Below are 17,007 nucleotides of genomic sequence, written 5' to 3'. Positions count from 1 at the left end.
ATTCAACCTGCTCAAGGTTCGGGTATCGCCTTTTTTATAGAATTTATATGTTTTGGGGTCCCCGCAAAGTACCTGAGTCATCATCGAAGCTAAAGCCCCACTTGGTGGGGTTACCTTAGGAGGAATAACCGGATGATCAGATATCCCGTATTAGAAGCAGAAGCTGTTATTGGTGTAACTGCACCCTCATCAGGAGTGGGGGAGGAGCTTCGTGAACTGCTTGAGCTGGCTGTAGAACGGCTGCAAAAAAGAGGGTACGGCGTAGTCTGCGGACCCACAGCATGGACACAGGAAAAGGCTAAATCGGCTCCGGCTGCTGTACGTGCCGCTGAATTCAACGCGATGATGGCCGATGAGTCCATCGGACTCGTCGTGCCTCCCTGGGGCGGGGAGCTGCTGATTGAGATGCTGGAGCAGGTGGATTTCAGCAAGATGAAGTGTAAATGGATTCTCGGGTATTCCGATATCAGTGTGCTGCTGCTGGCTGTCACGCTGAAGACGGGGATTGCCACTGCTCATGGCACGAACTTCATTGATCTCCGGGGAGAAGAGACAGACCCGACAACCGCCATGTGGGACAAGGTGTTGTTTACGTCAAGCGGTGGTTCTGTACTCCAGCAATCCTCACAGCAGTATCAGCTGGAATGGGGAGGCGGCAAGCCGTCGCCCCATGTGTTCAACCTGACAGAAGCGACTAGCTGGAAGACGGTGGGGAATCAAAAAGTGACGATGCAGGGCCGCTTGCTGGGCGGCTGCATTGACGTTATCCGGCATCTGATCGGGACGCCGTATGGAGAGGTCCGGCATTTCCAGCAGCACTATATCCATAATGAGCCGATTGTGTGGTACTTAGAGAACTGTGAGCTGTCCGTGACCGACCTGCGCCGCTCCCTGGTGCAGATGAAGCTGGCGGGCTGGTTCGAGCATTGCAGCGGACTTATGTTCGGCCGCAGCGCGGCTAACCGCCCTATGGACGGGTACACCGTAGAGGATGTCTACCAGGAGCTGGCCGATGAGCTGGGCCTGCCAGTCGCATACGATATCGACTGCGGACATCTGCCGCCGCAGGTTACTTTGGTGAACGGTGCTTTTGCAGAGGTGGTGGTTGGTGCAGGTAAGGGAAAGGTGACGCAGTACTTCCGGAAGTAGAGGAACTTAGTAGGATGCTCGTACGAACTCTATTTTCCGCTTTTTCTCATACCATAATCAAACCTCTCTTAAACAGGTATATTCGTCATATATAATGTGAATTTATGTCGAATTTAGTTGAAAAAAAGTGCTGGAATTATGCAAGGATCGCTCTACGCATGCCTGGCTTCCTGTATAATTTACGAATATACAGACAGCCATAGCTGCCGATTCCTGATCGCAGTGAATTCCTCACGAAAGAGAGTAATGACTATGAAATCCATCGCCTGGGTGACTGACAGCACCAGCACCATTGATTCTGAATTCGCTATGAATAACCATGTGTATATCGTCCCCCTCCGTCTAATCGTCAATAATGAATGTTATAGAGAAAATATAGATATTAACGCTGATCAGTTCTATGACAAAATGCGTCAGCATGACAAGGTAGGCAGCTCCCAGCCGCCGATTGGCGAGTTCGTGGAATTATACGAGCGTCTGAAGGAAGAGTATGACGAGATTATTGCGATCCATTGTTCCTCCGAGCTTAGCGGGACCTTCAACACCTCGATGCAGGCGGCAGACATTGCTGGAGTGAATGTAATTGGTATCGATTCCAAAGTAGGCGCATACCCCATCCGTGAGATGCTACTGCGCGGTATGCACTGGCAGCAGGCAGGCTGCTCTGCACAGGAGATCAAGAACAGAATTGATAATATAATCGAGGAAATGTCCTTCTATATCATCCCCGCCAGCCTGAGCCAGCTGCACCGCAGCGGGCGGCTCTCCGGCTCCCAGTTCCTGCTGGGCCAGCTGATGCGGATTCATCTGCTTCTGCGGTTCGATGAGGGCAAAATTGTCGTTGTTGATAAAATCCGCACCTTCAAGAAGACGAAGCAAAAGCTGCTGGAGACCATCCAGGAGGAAATCGGCCGCTTCCAGGATATATGTATTATGCACGCGAACAATAAAGAAGAAGCGCTGAGCCTGGAGTGGGCCATTAAGGCCATGTCCCCTTCGGTGCGTACAGAGATTATGACCTTTGTCCCGGTGGTAGGTGCTCATATGGGCGAGGGAACACTGGCGCTGTCTTGGATTAACCGTACGGCATTGAATAGTATTGATGCTGAGGATGAAGTGCTGGAGTCTGTACTCTAGGCTGATTTGCGCCAGGTTTAACTGCCGCTCCCGTCCCTAATGAACCTGATAGACGCTTGGACTTCCGCATGTGGGAGGCAAGCGTCTTTTTGCTTTTGAGAAGACTCCGGTCAACCCGTGTTGACAGTACGAATCCTATTCGTTATGGTGATTAAAAACAGGATTCAATTGAGAATGATTATCTGTTAGATCATTTAGGGGGAGCTTGCGAATCAGCTATGGATGCTCTGAGAATTATACAATTGTGGAATCAGGTGACGGTGCGCGTGCTTGATGTGCGGCTGAAGCAGGCCGGAACCGGCGGGGATTTGAAGCAGTACCGCTTACCGGCGAGCGCATTTTTATTTGTTTTCCAAGGACAGGGTGAGTTGTGGGTTGACGATGAGGTATGGCTATGCGACCGTTTTTACGTGCTGCACGCCGGTAAAGGTGCTCAGGTGACGATCCGGAGCCAGGAAGCACTAAGCGTATATATCGTACTGTACAAAGCTTCGCTGCCCGCTTCGGCCTCGTATGAATTTCATAGGATGATGCATGAATCCGACCCGTTTCTGGACAACTGGGGCTTCCCGCCCGTTGAACCGCTGGCTATGTTAGAGCTGCTTCAGACAATATGCGGCAGTTGGCTTCAATTGGATGACGGATTGACCCGGCTGTCGGTCAAGGGAGATTTCATCCGCTTCGTCCACGCAGTTCTAAGCGAGCGCTTGTTCAGACCCGGTGAGCTATCCTTGTCAGAGCAGGTCATCCGGTATTTGTCCAGAAATTACCGTAAGCACATCTCGCTAGAGGAGCTAGCGCGGCAACTGAATTACAGCCAGCAGTACATTTCGAGAAAATGTAAAGAACAGACAGGACTCAGTCCGCTGGATTATGTTATCCGTTTCCGGATGGAGGAAGCGAAGAATCTGCTGGCCGGTACGATGGCAACACAACAGGAGATTGCAACCCATGTCGGTTATCCAGATCTTATGTATTTCAACCGCATGTTCAAGAAATATACCGGCATAACGCCAGGCCAATATCGTAAACGATACGGACAGTCCGTTTCAGATTATGCAAGGAATAGGTCACAATCGTCCGTTGTTCCAAGCCGGTCATTACGCTATCCTTTTCATGTGAGTGATATTGATTATCAATTTCAATGGAATGAGGCGAATAGAATGACCAGAGCAACCAGAAGCTTGTATGCAGTGATGCTGTTATGCTTAACCGTTATGTTAACGGCTTGCGCTGGGCCGGTGAACAACGGGAGCGCAACGCACAGCCAGGTTGCCGTCAGCGCTTCTCCAACCGTAACCGGGGCTAAGGCCTCTTCGGGGACCAAGATGGTTAGTACCGCTTTTGGCGATGTCGAGGTTCCTGAGCACCCTCAGCGCATAGCGGCAATCTCTTATCTCGGTACTGTACTTGCGCTGGATGTTCAGCCGGTTGCAGCCGAATCGTTCCTGATGTCGAGCCCGTACCTGGAGGGAATGCTGGATGTTGTGACGGATGTCGGCGACTCGCTTGAGAAGCTGCTGGAGCTGAATCCGGATTTGATCATAACGCATAATCCACAGCCTGAGGTAGTTGAGAAATATCAGAAGATTGCGCCAACGGTATCTGTGCCTTACAATCAGTTCGCATCCATTCAGGATGAGATGCTGTATTTCGGCAATTTGCTGGACCGGCGCGAGGCCGCGGAGCAATGGAACGAACAATTCGAGAAGGAAATTGCAGACATTCGGGCGAAGGTTAAACAAGCGGTTCCTGAAGGGAAGACGCTTTCGATTATGCAGGAGTATGACGGAAACGTGAGCCTGTTTGGTCCGAAGTCGGGTCGGGGCGGCCGGCTGATGTATGAAATCATGGGGCTGAAGCCGCCGGCTGCCGTTCCCGGATATATGCTGGAGGAATCCTATTACGAATTTTCACTGGAGAAGCTTTCAGAGTACATGGGGGATTATTTAATTCTGACTACAGAGTCCAGTTTAGAATCGTTGCAGGCTGATCCGATATGGGGGTCGCTGGGCCCCGTTGCCCACAATCGGGTGTTTATATGGACGGAGAACCAATCCTGGTACCGTGACCCGATCGCTGTGAAGAGTCAAATCAACGAACTGACCGACTGGATCATCGAGGTAGCTAGCCGGTAAGGATTTAGAATTGGGTTGACATAAGCTACGCTGGGAGGGAGCGGAACGATGTTCTTATATCATTATTATGATGCATCTGTGGGTCCGTTTGTTAGCCTATCTGATTTGCCGGGCGATCAGGCGAGGGCCGTGCTGGAGACGATTAAGCAGACCAAGCCCAAGGCCCAGAGCGCCCAAAGACATGATAAGTATGTGGAATATCGGCGGAACTGCGAGAGCATCATCCGGGCGGAATTTATACGTAAGGGCGGTGTGGTCCAGCGGTCCTCCCCGCATTATATGGTAGTTGAACACAGTCCGTGGCTAAGCACATGGTTCGAGAATGGCGCATCGCTCAAGATTCCGATTGAGGAATTTGATGTGAACACGATTTCTTTTACCTATGGGGACTCCATGCCCACCTTCAGCCCGCTGATTAACGATGGCAAAGAGTACAGGCACACTCTGTATACCTATCCCGAGATTGTGAGCATCATTGACAAGTACGGGTTACCGCAGAATTGGAACAATGACGGAAAGTACGGTCCGGAGCGGTACGTCGAAGCGCATGTCTGGAGCGATGGGGCGGTTGGCCGGTATCTGAGTGAGCGGAGCTGGGCCCGATAATATGGTATCGAAATAACCAGAAAACGGCTGGATCAGGGGAACCTGACCAGCCGTTTTTAATGGAATAGTATTATTATCAAGACTTCAATCTAAATGATAACAGAATTCAAATGAATAGTCTAGTAATTTTTGGGCGAGATGTTAACATAAGGTTACCGGTAAAACAAAATGTGAGTGCGCACTGTTACATGAAATGGAGTCTGCAAATGAAGGGTTTAGACTTGAGCGAGGAGTTCTATTGGGAGATTGTGAGGCCGCTGATCGCCAGACGTTTCCCGCAACTAATGGAGAAGCATGCTGCCGGATTGATTGGATATGGCTCGGATGTTCTAGGGCATGATGACGACTTATCAAGAGATCATGAATGGGGAGCCAGATGCTACATTTGGCTGCAGGACTCGGACTAAGATCAATATGCTGTAACCCTCGATCAAGCGTTGGATGAAGAGGTTCCGGCTTTATTCAAAGGGTATCCCGCCCGCTTTTCTGTAGATGAGTCTCACAAGGTGCTTATACCCTCTAATGGTAGTGGCAATCTGCATCATATTGCTATTACATGTGTCTCCCGGCATATGCGAATCCAACTGGGTCTGCATAGTGTGCAGCCTTCCTTACACGAGTGGCTAATGCTTCCTGAGCAGAAATTGCTCGAATGGACAAGAGGGAGAATCTTCACAGACCCTATAGGGGAAATAACAGAAGTGCGTAAGACCCTTGCTTATCTGCCAGATGATATCTGGCGCTATAAATTGAAATATGCCTGGAGTTCATTCTGTCATCTCTATGTGGTAAAGCTCGCTGAACTTCGGGGAGAAACGTTGTCAGCCCGGCTGCTGTTAAACCGGATGGTGGAGCAGGCGGTGCAATTGGTCTTTCTCTACAACAAAAGGTATCGGCCGGGGACCTACAAATGGCTGTCCAGGGAGCTGGCGCAGATCAGCCCTGTGGTCAATGAGCATGTTAAGCAACTTGAAGCGATCCTGATGGAACCCTCTATTGCAATAGCAGTGCAACAACTGGAAGGCTTGTTAATGAAATTGGCGTATCAACATAATGGATTGAAAATAACCGAATTTATTGAACTTCAGCCAGCGCCGTTCTACGCAAGAGGCCTGCAATCGTATTCTTATGTAAATATAGAAGATGCGATACTGGCTACGTTACCTGGAGAACTCCAGCATCTTGAAATCCCGGGTGCACTGGATCAGTTGATTACAAGTGATCACGTGTTGATCTGGGCGGATCATTATTCCAAATTCAGGCCAGTATACAGTGCCAAGTCTGATATAACAAGAACCGGGATAGGGGATATGATTGTCTAGCTGACCGTGTTTAATAGTCACCGCCGAAACGATGAACATGATATTTTTAACAGTTTTTTTACCAGAAGATGAAATAATATATTTTATAACATCTGGGATTATATATCATAAATGAATCTTTATCACATAATTATATTTCTCTTGAAATAGACCGTGAATGGAGGTGAAACTATGAAAAAGCCAGTAATGATCCATCCTTCGTCTGTTAAAACAAATTTAAACCCATTGACGACTAATCGTCCTTGCTAATCTAACCAGGGATATCTGTGGACCTCTTAGGGCACTCAGATATCCCTTATAACTTATAACGGAGGATAAATATGAAGGTTTTGTATAAGCTAGCCCCTAACTTAATCAAGTATTCTATTACGGATGACTATTACTTTATCTACAATGCACTGTACGGAAATGGAAGAATAGTTTCTAAAGAATGTAATGACTTTTTTGATGGTCATACTATAATTTCGGAGCATGAAGTATTGGAGTATTTTGGCGATGAAATGTTCAATGATTTAATTGCTTTGAATTTTATCTATAAGGTTGAGGAAGATGAACGGGCCTTGTTGGAGAAAGAATTGGATCAACGGCAGCAGGAGTTACATACTGGTATTTATTTTGACAGGCTTCATCTTTCTACAACTAACAAATGTAATATGAGCTGTAGCTACTGTTTTTGTAGCACCTTTGACTATAGTGAAGCTAACCCGCAAGATGATAAGCTGAGATTTCCGCAGCAGGCAATGTCTTTTGAGGTTGCCAAGGAAGCTATTGAGAAATCGATTCAGGTCATTCAAATGAACGGAAAGAACAAACTGTCAATTGAGTTTTTTGGTGGAGAACCTTTTTTGAACAGTAAGCTGATTGAAGAAGTATTATTACACTTTGGCGATGGTACAAGCTTTGGCATGGATTTGGAATACGGAGTCACGACAAATGGTTCATATTTGCCATCCAGCATATTGGAGCTGTTGGCTAAGTATAAGGTGCGAGTGGCTGTAAGCATTGATTATATTGATTACCTTACAGGTGAGTTCCGTGGAGAAGGAAATAATCTGATTAAATGGGCTACACTGGACAAGAATATTGGCAAGCTTAGAGATCGCAATATCAATATTGAACTGCAGTCAGTGATGTCAGAAGAGACTTGGGATCATTTTAATTATGAGCTCATAGACTATGCTGCAGCAATGGGAATAAAAAGTATTGAGATTATCATGTCTTTTGATTTTGATTTTTATAGGAAGTTTGGTTCCAAAGAGATTGGTGACCGAATTCTTGATGCTTATGATTATGCTCAGACTAAAGGCGTGTTGTTATCAGGGTATTGGTATCAATCATTCTGGGGAATTGTTCATCCGGACGAATGGGTGGAAAGAAGAGCCTGGAAGACCTGTCCTACCATCGGGCGTCTAATAAGCATTGAGCCGGATGGCAGTGCCTATGCCTGTAAAACAACTTCAAAAAAATTAGGAAATACAGATTTATTTCAGGAGATTTTTGCCGGTGAAGCATACCGTTATTATGCGATGAGAGCGTATTCCAACTCCACGGGTTGTGTCGATTGCGAATTGGAGGGATTTTGTTCGGGGAACTGTACAGGCGCTGTAGAGAATGAATTTGATGATATCTATAACTATGATGAAGCATACTGCAAAACAATTAAACATATAGTTAAAGGATTGCTGGAACGTTATTTCGTGGAAATTAAAGCGCAACTGCCGGAGACCGAGAAAAAAGCAGATTATATATCAGGATAAAATATGTTAACCAGGCTCCGTCTTGTTATAGGATGGGGCTTTGTATAGTTTAACTATTTAATTTCGCAATAAGTGAAGGGATGAACAGTTTGACTAACCCGAATCAGAGCCGCTCTCTTGAAGAGATATCAAATCCTATTCAAAGGATATTTTTTACGTGGACACGTTCGTTTACTAAGCAAGCTATTCGTAAGGATCAGCCGCTAAGTACCATCCAAGAATCCATTCTCACTATTCCTTCCACATATGGAATCGGTCGGTTTCAAGAAGAATCAGCATCCGTACGCAGATCCAAAAAAGTGATGCCGCTGGTTATTCATATCGTATGCCAATTAAAATCCTCTTTCCTGGCCTATGCACTACTTTCGTTTCTGACCCTGGCCCTACAGTTCTCTATCCCGTATTTGTTTCCTGATATCCTTCGCGCCATTATTAACGATAGCTCACAGCCTCACGGGGCAACACTGGGAGCGATCTTTCTGTTTGTCGCCATTCAAATGGTGAAGGTGATCTCCAATTCTCAATTTCTGCATTTCCGCTGGAAGCTAATTATCTCCACTGAATTCAATTACCGCAATATCCTGTTTAAGAATATTCTGCGGAAAAAAGAATCCGCGCAGCGTGCAGGGCAACTGATAGATTTGTACGGAAATCAAATTAGCTGGTTCAGAGGAATAGTTTGGTTTATAGACGGCATAAGCAGCGCGCTCGGGATTCTATTTGGCGTTGCACTCCTGGTAATGTATTTAGGCGCCGGGGGTCTTATGGGGTGTATTTTGCTATTCGCAGCACCTATGTTTTCGAGGCTGCTTCATAAACTGAATCGGGTGGATACTGAGCTCAGCCGTGCAAACAGTAAGCGATTATTTGAAATCAACGATTACCTTAATAAATATAGAGAAGCTAAACAAATGAACTTCACCAATTACTTCATCCGCAAGATTAATAAAGCAAGATCGCGTCAATCGGAATTTTTACATAAAAAAAGTAAGATTCAAATTCTGCTAACTCTAATCAACTATTCTCTGGTTCCGTTGACGGCCATGATATGTATTGGCTTCTCCTCTCTAGTGGGCTATCCGCTAAGTGTTGAGAAAACCATGGCATCCTTTATTGTATTTGGCCTGCTGGATCGGTGTATTAACGATTTCCTCGTCAGTATCAACACAGTTAGACAAGGGCTAAAGGCTGCCTCACTCGTAAAGGAATATGTTAGCCTGGATGAAGAAGAATGGGAGGGAAGCAGAGGGACTGTAGAGAAGGCAGGGACGATCTCACTGAAGAAAGCAACGTATAGCAGACCTAATGACCCTGGCCAGATTCTGCTTACAGATATAGATCTAACGGTCAATCCAGGACAGTTAGTTATCATTGTAGGTGAAACGGGGTCCGGGAAAACGAATCTGCTGCGAGCCCTTGCCGGATATCTGGAACGCGTTCAAGGAGAAGAATCTGCGGAGCTGCGCTGTGAGGAGGTCATGGATCATTCACCTTTATTCCCGGTAAGCATCAGAGATAATATCATCCTTGACAGGCCTTATGAGGAGGCGCGTTATCGTCAGATCATTCATTTATGCGAGTTAAGCAAGGATTTGGAACAGTGGACAAACGGTGATTCTACTGTTATCAACACAGATATGGTCAATCTGTCAGGCGGGCAGAAAAAAAGAATTTTGCTGGCCCGGGCTGCATATCAGAATGCTAAGACTGTATTGCTGGATCAGATTCTGAATTCTTTGGATGCAAAGGTGCGAAAGAGAGTACTTAAAAATTTGATTCTGGATTATTGGAATGATACAACTAGAATTATGGTGGCAGCCACTATTGATCAGGAATTATTCGAACGGGCAGACCAAGTGATTGTAATGAAACAAGGCCGTATCAACAATGCTTTCCAAAAGAATGCATTCGATTACAATACACTTCGTGACTTTCTTCCTGATGAAAAAGTAATTCAAATGAATAACGAAAGTATCACAAAGGAATTGTCAGAAGAACAGAGCTTAAAGCGGGAAGAGCCGGGCCCTGAAGAGCAGGAGAAGATTAAGCAAGCTAGTCTTAGAGTACTGAAGCAGTATTTTTTAGCATTAGGAAGCAGGCCGCTGCTGATTCTTTTCATAGCTTTATTTATATTAGCGCAGGTTATCGATGCTGCCTCTATCTATATTGTGCCGAGGTTTGGTGGAAATACTGCAAACCCTATGTTATTCGCCTCTATTTATTTTGGCATAGCTCTATTGCTGGTTATTACCAATGTTGTGCGTATAAGTATAATCTACTTGGGGAATGTAAAAGCCGGTGAAGCCCTTCATCAGCAATTATTACAGCGGGTATCGAAACTCAGTTTTTTGCAGTTCAGTAAACAACAGAACGGGGCATTATCCGCGCGTTTTTCCAATGATATGAAGATTATTGATATGGATATGAGCGGGTACACCAGCAATCTGCTGGAATCGTTTTTCAAAATTATTGCCGCAGCAATTCTAATTGCTTACTCGGATTTCTATATGGTGCTGGTTCTGGGTGTATTTTTAATATTTTTTAATAAAATTCAGAAGGAAGTTCGGATCACAGGCAAAATTACATCCAGGCTAGCCAATGAAGCCCACGAGCCCTGCCTCGCTATTCTTAAATCTGTGGCCGCAGATTCTAATTATGTAAGGAAGCAAAGCCTGCAAACTTATTTTACGAATATCTGGGAAGGGAAGATTACAGACGCATTAAATGCAGAGTATACAAGACAGTCAGTGAATAGACTTTATCTGTTCTGGATAGAGGTGGCAGGGTATTTTACATTTTCTGTTTTCTTGATCCTTATGAGCTTGAGGGGCTTCTCGGGAGACTCCGTTATCATCTATGTGACTTTAACCTATACGTTAACGGCATTTTCCAATTTTGAAGTGCTGCTCAGAGATCTTCGTCATATGGAAATTGGGACTAATTCACTTGAAAGAATTTTGGGGCTTGAGCGCGGAAAATCCCCGGTAAGCGCAATGGAGGCTACACCTTCAGTTATGGATACAGCAGGCGGCCTGACAATCAAGAATTTGAGCGCCAAATATAGTGATTCAATACCAGTCATCTCCGGATTGACACTAAAACTGGAACCCACTGAAAACCTGCTGGTCAAAGGAAGAACGGGAAGCGGTAAATCTACGTTATTTTACTGCCTGACCCGATTTATGGAGTATGAAGGCGAGATTCTGCTCGGAGATACTAATGTTAAGTCCATTCCAGATCATCTGCTGATGAAAAAAATAGTCACCCTGCCGCAGCGTCCGGTGCTGTACCATGGAACGCTAAGAGATAATTTGGACCCCGAGCAGCAATGTACGGATCAGGAGATATGGTCAGTGCTTGAAAAGTTAAACCTTAGAGGGAGAGTAAGCTCACTTCAACAAGAAATTGATGAAGATCAGGGGAGCTTCAGCCAGGGTGAAAAGCAGCTTCTTAATTTGGGAAGATGTCTGTTACTCAAGCCGGAATTGTTATTAATTGATGAAGCAACCACCGATATTTATGGAGCACAAGAATCAGATTTGTACAGACTGATAAGCAGGGAATTGCCGAATACGATGGTCATTGGCATTTCACACAAAGAGACCCAGTCCAGCTTTTATCATAACATTCTGGATATGGAAGAGATGAAACTCCAAAAAATACGATAAGGGTCTCTTTGAATTAGATGCAGGAAACTGCAGGCAGCCTTTAGGCTATCAAGCTTATGCTTGATGGTCTTTTTTTAAATTTTCTTCCTCTAATATTCCAATTTATACAATTTCCTAGTATCAATATACATAGTAAATGTACATAGTCCTATTGTAGAATCAAGAAGTTGTCGAATTATGGAGCGATATTCCATCCTTGGAACTCTGTAGGGCGATGGTTTATGAATTTTTTTACAAAGAAAGAGGGGGAAGAAATTTTGTTATTCCAAGCAGCACGCCGTAAACTCAGTCTGTTGATTGTATTTGCCCTGTTAATCAGCAGCCTTACGCCACATCTGGTGTTCGGGGAGTCCGCGCAATTGAAAGATATCGCAGGCTCTTATGCTCAAAAGGAGATTCAATCTTTAACTGAAGCAGGAATCATCTCGGGGTATGAAGATAACACCTTCAAACCGAATAAGGCTATGTCGCGCGCCGAACTGGCGAAAATTATAGTCCTGTCCTTAGGACTGGAAGTAAGTGGTGATCAGGCCGCAGCATTCAAAGACGTTGCCGCTACCAGCTGGTATCGTGGTTATGTAGGTGCGTTGGTGAAGGCAGGCATCACAGAGGGGACATCGGCGAGCACGTTCAGTCCTAATTCGAGTGTAACCCGGGAAGAGCTGGTTGTATTTTTCATCCGGGCCTTTGAATTAGATGAAACGGCGAAGAAGCTGCCGCTTGGCAGTAAGCTGTCGGATATGTCTGAGGTGTCTGAATGGGCAAAAGCTCAAGTATCCCTCGCCTTCAACAATGGGTTCATCAACGGAGTAGAGGGCATTGACGGCACGCTGAAATTCAAACCTAAAGAGCGCGCAGAGCGCCAGGCTCTGGCCCGTCTCGCATATGAGTTCAAGACGAATAAGGCACTATATGTTGAGAAGTCCAAGCAGCTCCTTGCTGAAGAGACGAACATTGTTAAGACTCCGGTGGTTACTCCGGCTCCTACAGCGACACAAGCTATCCGTGATACGTCTGTGAGCGCTCCGGCAGCCCCGGGTCCAGGAACGCCAGCATCGGCAACGCCTGCACCCGCAACACCGGCACCAGCGGAGCCGACTCCAGCACCCGCAACACCGGCACCAGCGGAGCCGACTCCAGCACCCCCAACACCGGCACCAGTGGAGCCAACTCCAGTACCGGCCAATGCTCTCCAGATTGTAGTGAAGGGGGAGAGTACAGATGCTATTTATGCAGAAGAGTCCACTGAAGTTATTTTCCGTACAACGCTTAATGCGGCAGAGACAGTAACTGCAAGTGTCTATCAGGTAGATGACAGCGGAAAAATGATGTCACAGATCACCCTGCTGTACGATGATGGTCAAGAAATTCATGGAGACAGCCTTGCGGCAGACGGACTCTATAGCGGCAAAGCAGCATTAACTGAAAATACAGAGGGCTACATAAATCTGCAGGCCTTTGTTGGAGAGGTACCTAGCAGTGCAGTCTTTAAACTGTCTGTACTGAAGCATCTTACAGATGAACAGCTTGCACAAACAGAAATGATTGAAAATAATACACAGAGTATGCTTGATCAACTGGCTGCTTCTACAGGTGATTTGCAACAGGCAAAGGAAGAGACAGTGGCTTGGCTTCAAACCCAGGACGAAGTAGAGCATGCAGGAATATCAGGTGAAGGAGGAAGCATCTGGTATTTGCTGGACAACGGGATTCTAGGCGGAATATCCTCGGCCCCTGAGAATACAAAAGGATTAAACAACACTGTAGAAGAGGCTGCGTCCAATAATGCTTTGACGGCGCTCACGCAAGATGTGGAACAAACCGTAGCCACCATAGGAAGCCAGCGGGTTGCTGTGGTCTCTCCATTCTCCGTCACCCTTCCATCTTCGACGGTGTATGACGCTGTATATCAAAGCTTCGAGCAGTCGAATTATCCCTTCCTTGCGGAGAGAGTAAAGGACAGCGCAGCGGGCGTTAACTTCTTCAAAGGACTTGATCAGTATGGTGTTGTGGTCTTAGATTCTCATGGGGATACGTACTATGATGAGATTGTGCTCCAGACATTCCATGATAAATACGGTGTTGATTTCAAATATGCGGGGCCGCAAGTCATGTTCCTGACTGGAGAGAAGGCAAACGCAGAGAACAACAAGACCTATGAACTGGATCTGAAAAAGGGAAGATTGGCTATCATATCAGGTTATTATGCGATTACGCCTTCTTTCATTACACGGTACAATGATATGCTTCCCGGCACTATTGTATATAACGGCAGCTGCCGCAGCGCATACAACGATTCCATGTCGGATGCGTTCATCAACAATGGCGCCAGCACTTATTATGGTTACACCGATTATGTAAAGCTTGCTTATGATCAGGTCATTGCTCCATCCGTATTCAATGCCTTGAATAATGAGAATATGACAACCGGACAAGCTTTTGAGGCAGCAGTGGCTGCTCATGGAACCGATGACGGGTTGGCAGCATTCGTTATGAAGGGAAGCAGCATCGGTACGAAGACCGAAGGGATTATCAACGGAACCTTTGAGAACGGAAAATGGACCGGCTGGAATGGAAACGGAGATGTCCGGGTCATCTCAAAGCTGGGGCCGCTTAAGCCTACAGAGGGTAACTACATGGTGATTATCAGTACTGGCCTTGGGTTTGAAAACAATGATAAGGGAGGATATGACTACAATTCCGATAGTTATATCGAGCAGAGCTTCATTGTCCCGGCGGGAGCCACAACCTTGTCGTTCGATTACAATTTCATTTCTGAGGAGCCAAAGGAGTTTGTTGGAACCAAATACAACGATACATTTAGAGCAACAGTAACTTCCAGTGTATACATCAATCCGGCTTCCCTCGTCACCTCACACTTGAATGGCGGACCTACGGTGACGTCCAGTGTCTACGGACAGGAATCTGTGATTGTGGGTAAGGAATCGATTAATGAGTCCACAGCCTATTGGATTGATGAGAACAAAGTAGACGTTAATTTCTACGGCGGGGATGATACGGCCTACATGACGAATTGGAAGCACGTCCAATTTGATGTGAGCCAATTTGCCGGCAAGGGCTCCATTGTCCTCCGGTTCCATGTGTGGGATCAAGGTGACAGCGTTTTTGACACGGCAGTATTGATCGATAATGTAATATTGAAATAACCGTAAATGGCTGGATCAGGGGAACCTGACCAGCCGTTTTCTAATGGAATGAGCAATCAAGACCACTACATAGCCTTTTGCAACCTAGAGTTGCAGAATAAATTTAGAATACTCTACTTACGCTCGATTTCGATATCAGCTCCTCTATGCTACTATTGGCTGTGTTGAGTGATAGTAGAGTGGAGGTGTGGTCACGTTGATAGATAATAACAAAGCCGGGCAGAATATATTGAACTTAAGGAAGGGGCTATCCCTGACCCAAGCAGAGCTGTCCAGCTTAGTGGGCGTAAGCCATCAGGCGGTTTCCAAGTGGGAGCAGGGTGACTGCCTGCCTGATATCGGGGTGTTGCTGAAGCTTGGACAGGTCTTCGGGAAGTCGGTGGAAGAGCTTCTGTTAGGGGAGAGCGTTAGCCGCGATTCAGCTTCTGAGGAAATTGTAAGCCCTCCCATCGAGCTGCCGGATGAGGTCTGGACTGCGGCCTTGGATCGTATCCAAGGCCGCATCTCACCACCCAGCTTCAACACCTGGTTCAAGGGCACGAAGGGGAAACAGCTGGGGGAGACTTACTGCGTCTACAGTCCGAGCCGTTTTGCTTCAGAATGGTTATATCACCGTTATTCCAATTTGATTGTACCGGTTCTCGAAGATATTACAGGCACATCCAGCCTTAAGGTCGAGTTCTGCTCTATGGGAGCATGGGACACCAACCGTAAGGGTTAGGTTTCTGCCCGGTAGGTTTTGCCAAGCTGATGACCCAGACCAAAATAATGGCGGAAATTGTAGATGAGCGGACTCCATTTCAGAGGATCGATATGATTGTCATCCATAATAATTAGGTGCAAGGAATGAAGCTACCACTCCATAAAATTCTCTTCAATCAGCGCAGCAAACGATTCTGCGATCACCTCGTAATCCCCGTTATCATGGTCGATGAGCAGCACGCGGCCCTCGGGGTCAAGCAGGATCGGGTTGCCCGAGCCGTCCATGGAAAAGACTGCACTTCGTGCAAGCAGCCCGCTCATAGCGGTATCCTTGTAATCCTCGCGGAAGGACAACGTTAACTCGGTCACACTCTCCCGTCCGATGGAGGAACCGTTGCTGAAGGCGTGTACGGGTAGTCCGGCATAAGCGCCGCCAAAGCTTCGGATGAATTGAACATAATCCTGATCCAGCGACAGACCCAGTTGCTTCTCTGCCTCAGCGATTTGTTCCTCTGTTGCCGGTGTACCGAGCAGACTCTGATTCCCTTCTTTGGTTAAAAAAAGCTGTAAACGTTCCATTAGCGCATCATTCATTGTTCTTCCTCCATTTCTAAGAGTATCTATTAATCATAACAAGAGCGGGACTTAGGTCAATAGTGCTCTTTGAATGATCTAAATGTGTTGCTGCGAAGGCATATGAGCCGGATATAAAAAAGCTGTCCCATACGCAGTAATTCTGCGAAAGGGACAGCTTTTTAAATACTTTCAACCCTATTTAGTTATCGCTGCGCCCATTCACTCAGCCAAACGAAGTTTCGACACTCTGCGCGACAATCTCCCTCAGCTCGGCCTTCTGTGCGTTGAACTGCTGCGGGGTGATGCTGCCGCTGGCGAGTCTGGCTTCGAGCTGCTGGGTCAGCTGCTTGACTTGCAGGTTGATGACCTGGGTCACGTTGCCGCCATTCTCTTCTGCGATGTTACGCAGGGACTTGCCTTCATATAAGGCGTCGTATAGCTCTTCGTCAGAGGTCGGGTTCAGGTTCAGGGCATCCAGCAGCTCATCGGTATCGGCCACATCAGAGGTGGACCATTTGGCGACAGGAAGGGTATGTAAAGCCGGCTTACCCCAGGCCGTTCCTCCGAACGACATAGCTACGATCATTGTTCCTACAATCATTACACGCTTAATATTCATATGTTTTATATTCATGTGTATAATCCTCTTTTCGTGGTTGGTTATATCGGTCAAGGTTCATCATTTACGGCGGCTAGTGAACTTCAGCTAAGTACAGTTTACCCAATAATACTGAAATGAAGCTTAAGTCTTCTTAAAGATAACCTAAACTTTGCTTGGCTCTGCC

12 protein-coding genes and 1 pseudogene are annotated in these 17,007 nt (G+C 46.4%); 10 read left to right on the top strand and 3 right to left on the bottom strand.

The window, feature by feature from the left end:
* Window positions 1-132: 132 nt before the first annotated feature.
* The 10 genes from MKY64_RS25765 to MKY64_RS25720 all read left to right on the top strand — a co-directional run bounded on the left by MKY64_RS25765 (window position 133) and on the right by MKY64_RS25720 (window position 15,665).
* Window positions 133-1,149 carry a S66 family peptidase gene (locus MKY64_RS25765; protein WP_340956639.1) on the top strand — a complete coding sequence of 339 codons (1,017 nt, stop codon included), beginning with the start codon at window positions 133-135 and terminating at the stop codon, window positions 1,147-1,149.
* A gap of 252 nt (window positions 1,150-1,401) precedes the next feature.
* On the top strand, window positions 1,402-2,286 hold the full coding sequence (locus tag MKY64_RS25760) for a DegV family protein (protein WP_340956637.1): 885 nt from the start codon (window positions 1,402-1,404) through the stop codon (window positions 2,284-2,286).
* Between the two features lie 218 nt (window positions 2,287-2,504).
* Entirely contained in the window at window positions 2,505-4,424 is a 1,920-nt protein-coding gene (locus MKY64_RS25755) for an AraC family transcriptional regulator (protein WP_340956635.1), read from the top strand.
* Window positions 4,425-4,472: 48 nt separating this feature from the next.
* Window positions 4,473-5,030 carry a hypothetical protein gene (locus tag MKY64_RS25750; protein ID WP_036723603.1) on the top strand — a complete coding sequence of 186 codons (558 nt, stop codon included), beginning with the start codon at window positions 4,473-4,475 and terminating at the stop codon, window positions 5,028-5,030.
* Window positions 5,031-5,236: 206 nt separating this feature from the next.
* Window positions 5,237-5,437: a hypothetical protein gene (locus MKY64_RS25745; RefSeq protein WP_340956634.1), complete on the top strand. Its 201-nt coding sequence runs from the start codon at window positions 5,237-5,239 to the stop codon at window positions 5,435-5,437.
* A 165-nt stretch (window positions 5,438-5,602) separates the two neighbouring features.
* Window positions 5,603-6,352, top strand: a complete 750-nt coding sequence (locus MKY64_RS25740; protein WP_340956632.1) for a DUF4037 domain-containing protein — start codon at window positions 5,603-5,605, stop codon at window positions 6,350-6,352.
* Between the two features lie 320 nt (window positions 6,353-6,672).
* Window positions 6,673-8,109, top strand: coding sequence for a radical SAM/SPASM domain-containing protein (locus MKY64_RS25735; RefSeq protein ID WP_340956630.1), 1,437 nt, complete (start codon window positions 6,673-6,675; stop codon window positions 8,107-8,109).
* Window positions 8,110-8,198: 89 nt separating this feature from the next.
* Window positions 8,199-11,777, top strand: coding sequence for an ATP-binding cassette domain-containing protein (locus tag MKY64_RS25730; protein WP_340956628.1), 3,579 nt, complete (start codon window positions 8,199-8,201; stop codon window positions 11,775-11,777).
* Between the two features lie 257 nt (window positions 11,778-12,034).
* Window positions 12,035-14,944: an S-layer homology domain-containing protein gene (locus tag MKY64_RS25725; protein WP_340956625.1), complete on the top strand. Its 2,910-nt coding sequence runs from the start codon at window positions 12,035-12,037 to the stop codon at window positions 14,942-14,944.
* A 196-nt stretch (window positions 14,945-15,140) separates the two neighbouring features.
* A complete protein-coding gene (locus tag MKY64_RS25720; RefSeq protein WP_340956622.1) occupies window positions 15,141-15,665 on the top strand; it encodes a helix-turn-helix transcriptional regulator in 525 nt (174 codons plus the stop codon).
* Here MKY64_RS25720 and MKY64_RS33480 read toward each other — a convergent pair.
* From MKY64_RS33480 to MKY64_RS25710, 3 genes and pseudogenes are all read right to left on the bottom strand, one after another.
* Window positions 15,662-15,793 (bottom strand): annotated as a pseudogene (locus tag MKY64_RS33480) (flavin reductase family protein); the annotation flags it as partial. The gene MKY64_RS25720 and the pseudogene MKY64_RS33480 overlap by 4 nt on opposite strands.
* A gap of 3 nt (window positions 15,794-15,796) precedes the next feature.
* The gene (locus MKY64_RS25715) at window positions 15,797-16,240 is read right to left on the bottom strand and encodes an SMI1/KNR4 family protein (protein WP_036723598.1); all 444 of its coding nucleotides are present in this window, start codon (window positions 16,238-16,240) and stop codon (window positions 15,797-15,799) included.
* Window positions 16,241-16,445: 205 nt separating this feature from the next.
* On the bottom strand, window positions 16,446-16,856 hold the full coding sequence (locus MKY64_RS25710) for a hypothetical protein (RefSeq protein WP_340956619.1): 411 nt from the start codon (window positions 16,854-16,856) through the stop codon (window positions 16,446-16,448).
* Between the last annotated feature and the right edge of the window lie 151 nt (window positions 16,857-17,007).

This window comes from Paenibacillus sp. FSL R7-0210, assembly GCF_038009085.1.
Taxonomy (GTDB): domain Bacteria; phylum Bacillota; class Bacilli; order Paenibacillales; family Paenibacillaceae; genus Paenibacillus_AQ; species Paenibacillus_AQ silagei.
The sequence above is the reverse complement of the archived record's forward strand: the minus strand, read 5'-3'. Positions and strand labels throughout refer to the sequence as shown.

Excerpts from the sequence above, each read along its gene's own strand:
- MKY64_RS25755 (WP_340956635.1), top strand. The coding sequence starts at position 2,505 with ATGGATGCTCTGAGAATTATACAATTGTGGAATCAGGTGACGGTGCGC.
- MKY64_RS25750 (WP_036723603.1), top strand. The coding sequence starts at position 4,473 with ATGTTCTTATATCATTATTATGATGCATCTGTGGGTCCGTTTGTTAGC.
- MKY64_RS25765 (WP_340956639.1), top strand. The coding sequence starts at position 133 with ATGATCAGATATCCCGTATTAGAAGCAGAAGCTGTTATTGGTGTAACT.
- MKY64_RS25745 (WP_340956634.1), top strand. The coding sequence starts at position 5,237 with ATGAAGGGTTTAGACTTGAGCGAGGAGTTCTATTGGGAGATTGTGAGG.
- MKY64_RS25715 (WP_036723598.1), bottom strand. The coding sequence starts at position 16,240 with ATGAATGATGCGCTAATGGAACGTTTACAGCTTTTTTTAACCAAAGAA.
- MKY64_RS25735 (WP_340956630.1), top strand. The coding sequence starts at position 6,673 with ATGAAGGTTTTGTATAAGCTAGCCCCTAACTTAATCAAGTATTCTATT.
- MKY64_RS25760 (WP_340956637.1), top strand. The coding sequence starts at position 1,402 with ATGAAATCCATCGCCTGGGTGACTGACAGCACCAGCACCATTGATTCT.
- MKY64_RS25740 (WP_340956632.1), top strand. The coding sequence starts at position 5,603 with ATGCGAATCCAACTGGGTCTGCATAGTGTGCAGCCTTCCTTACACGAG.
- MKY64_RS25710 (WP_340956619.1), bottom strand. The coding sequence starts at position 16,856 with ATGAATATAAAACATATGAATATTAAGCGTGTAATGATTGTAGGAACA.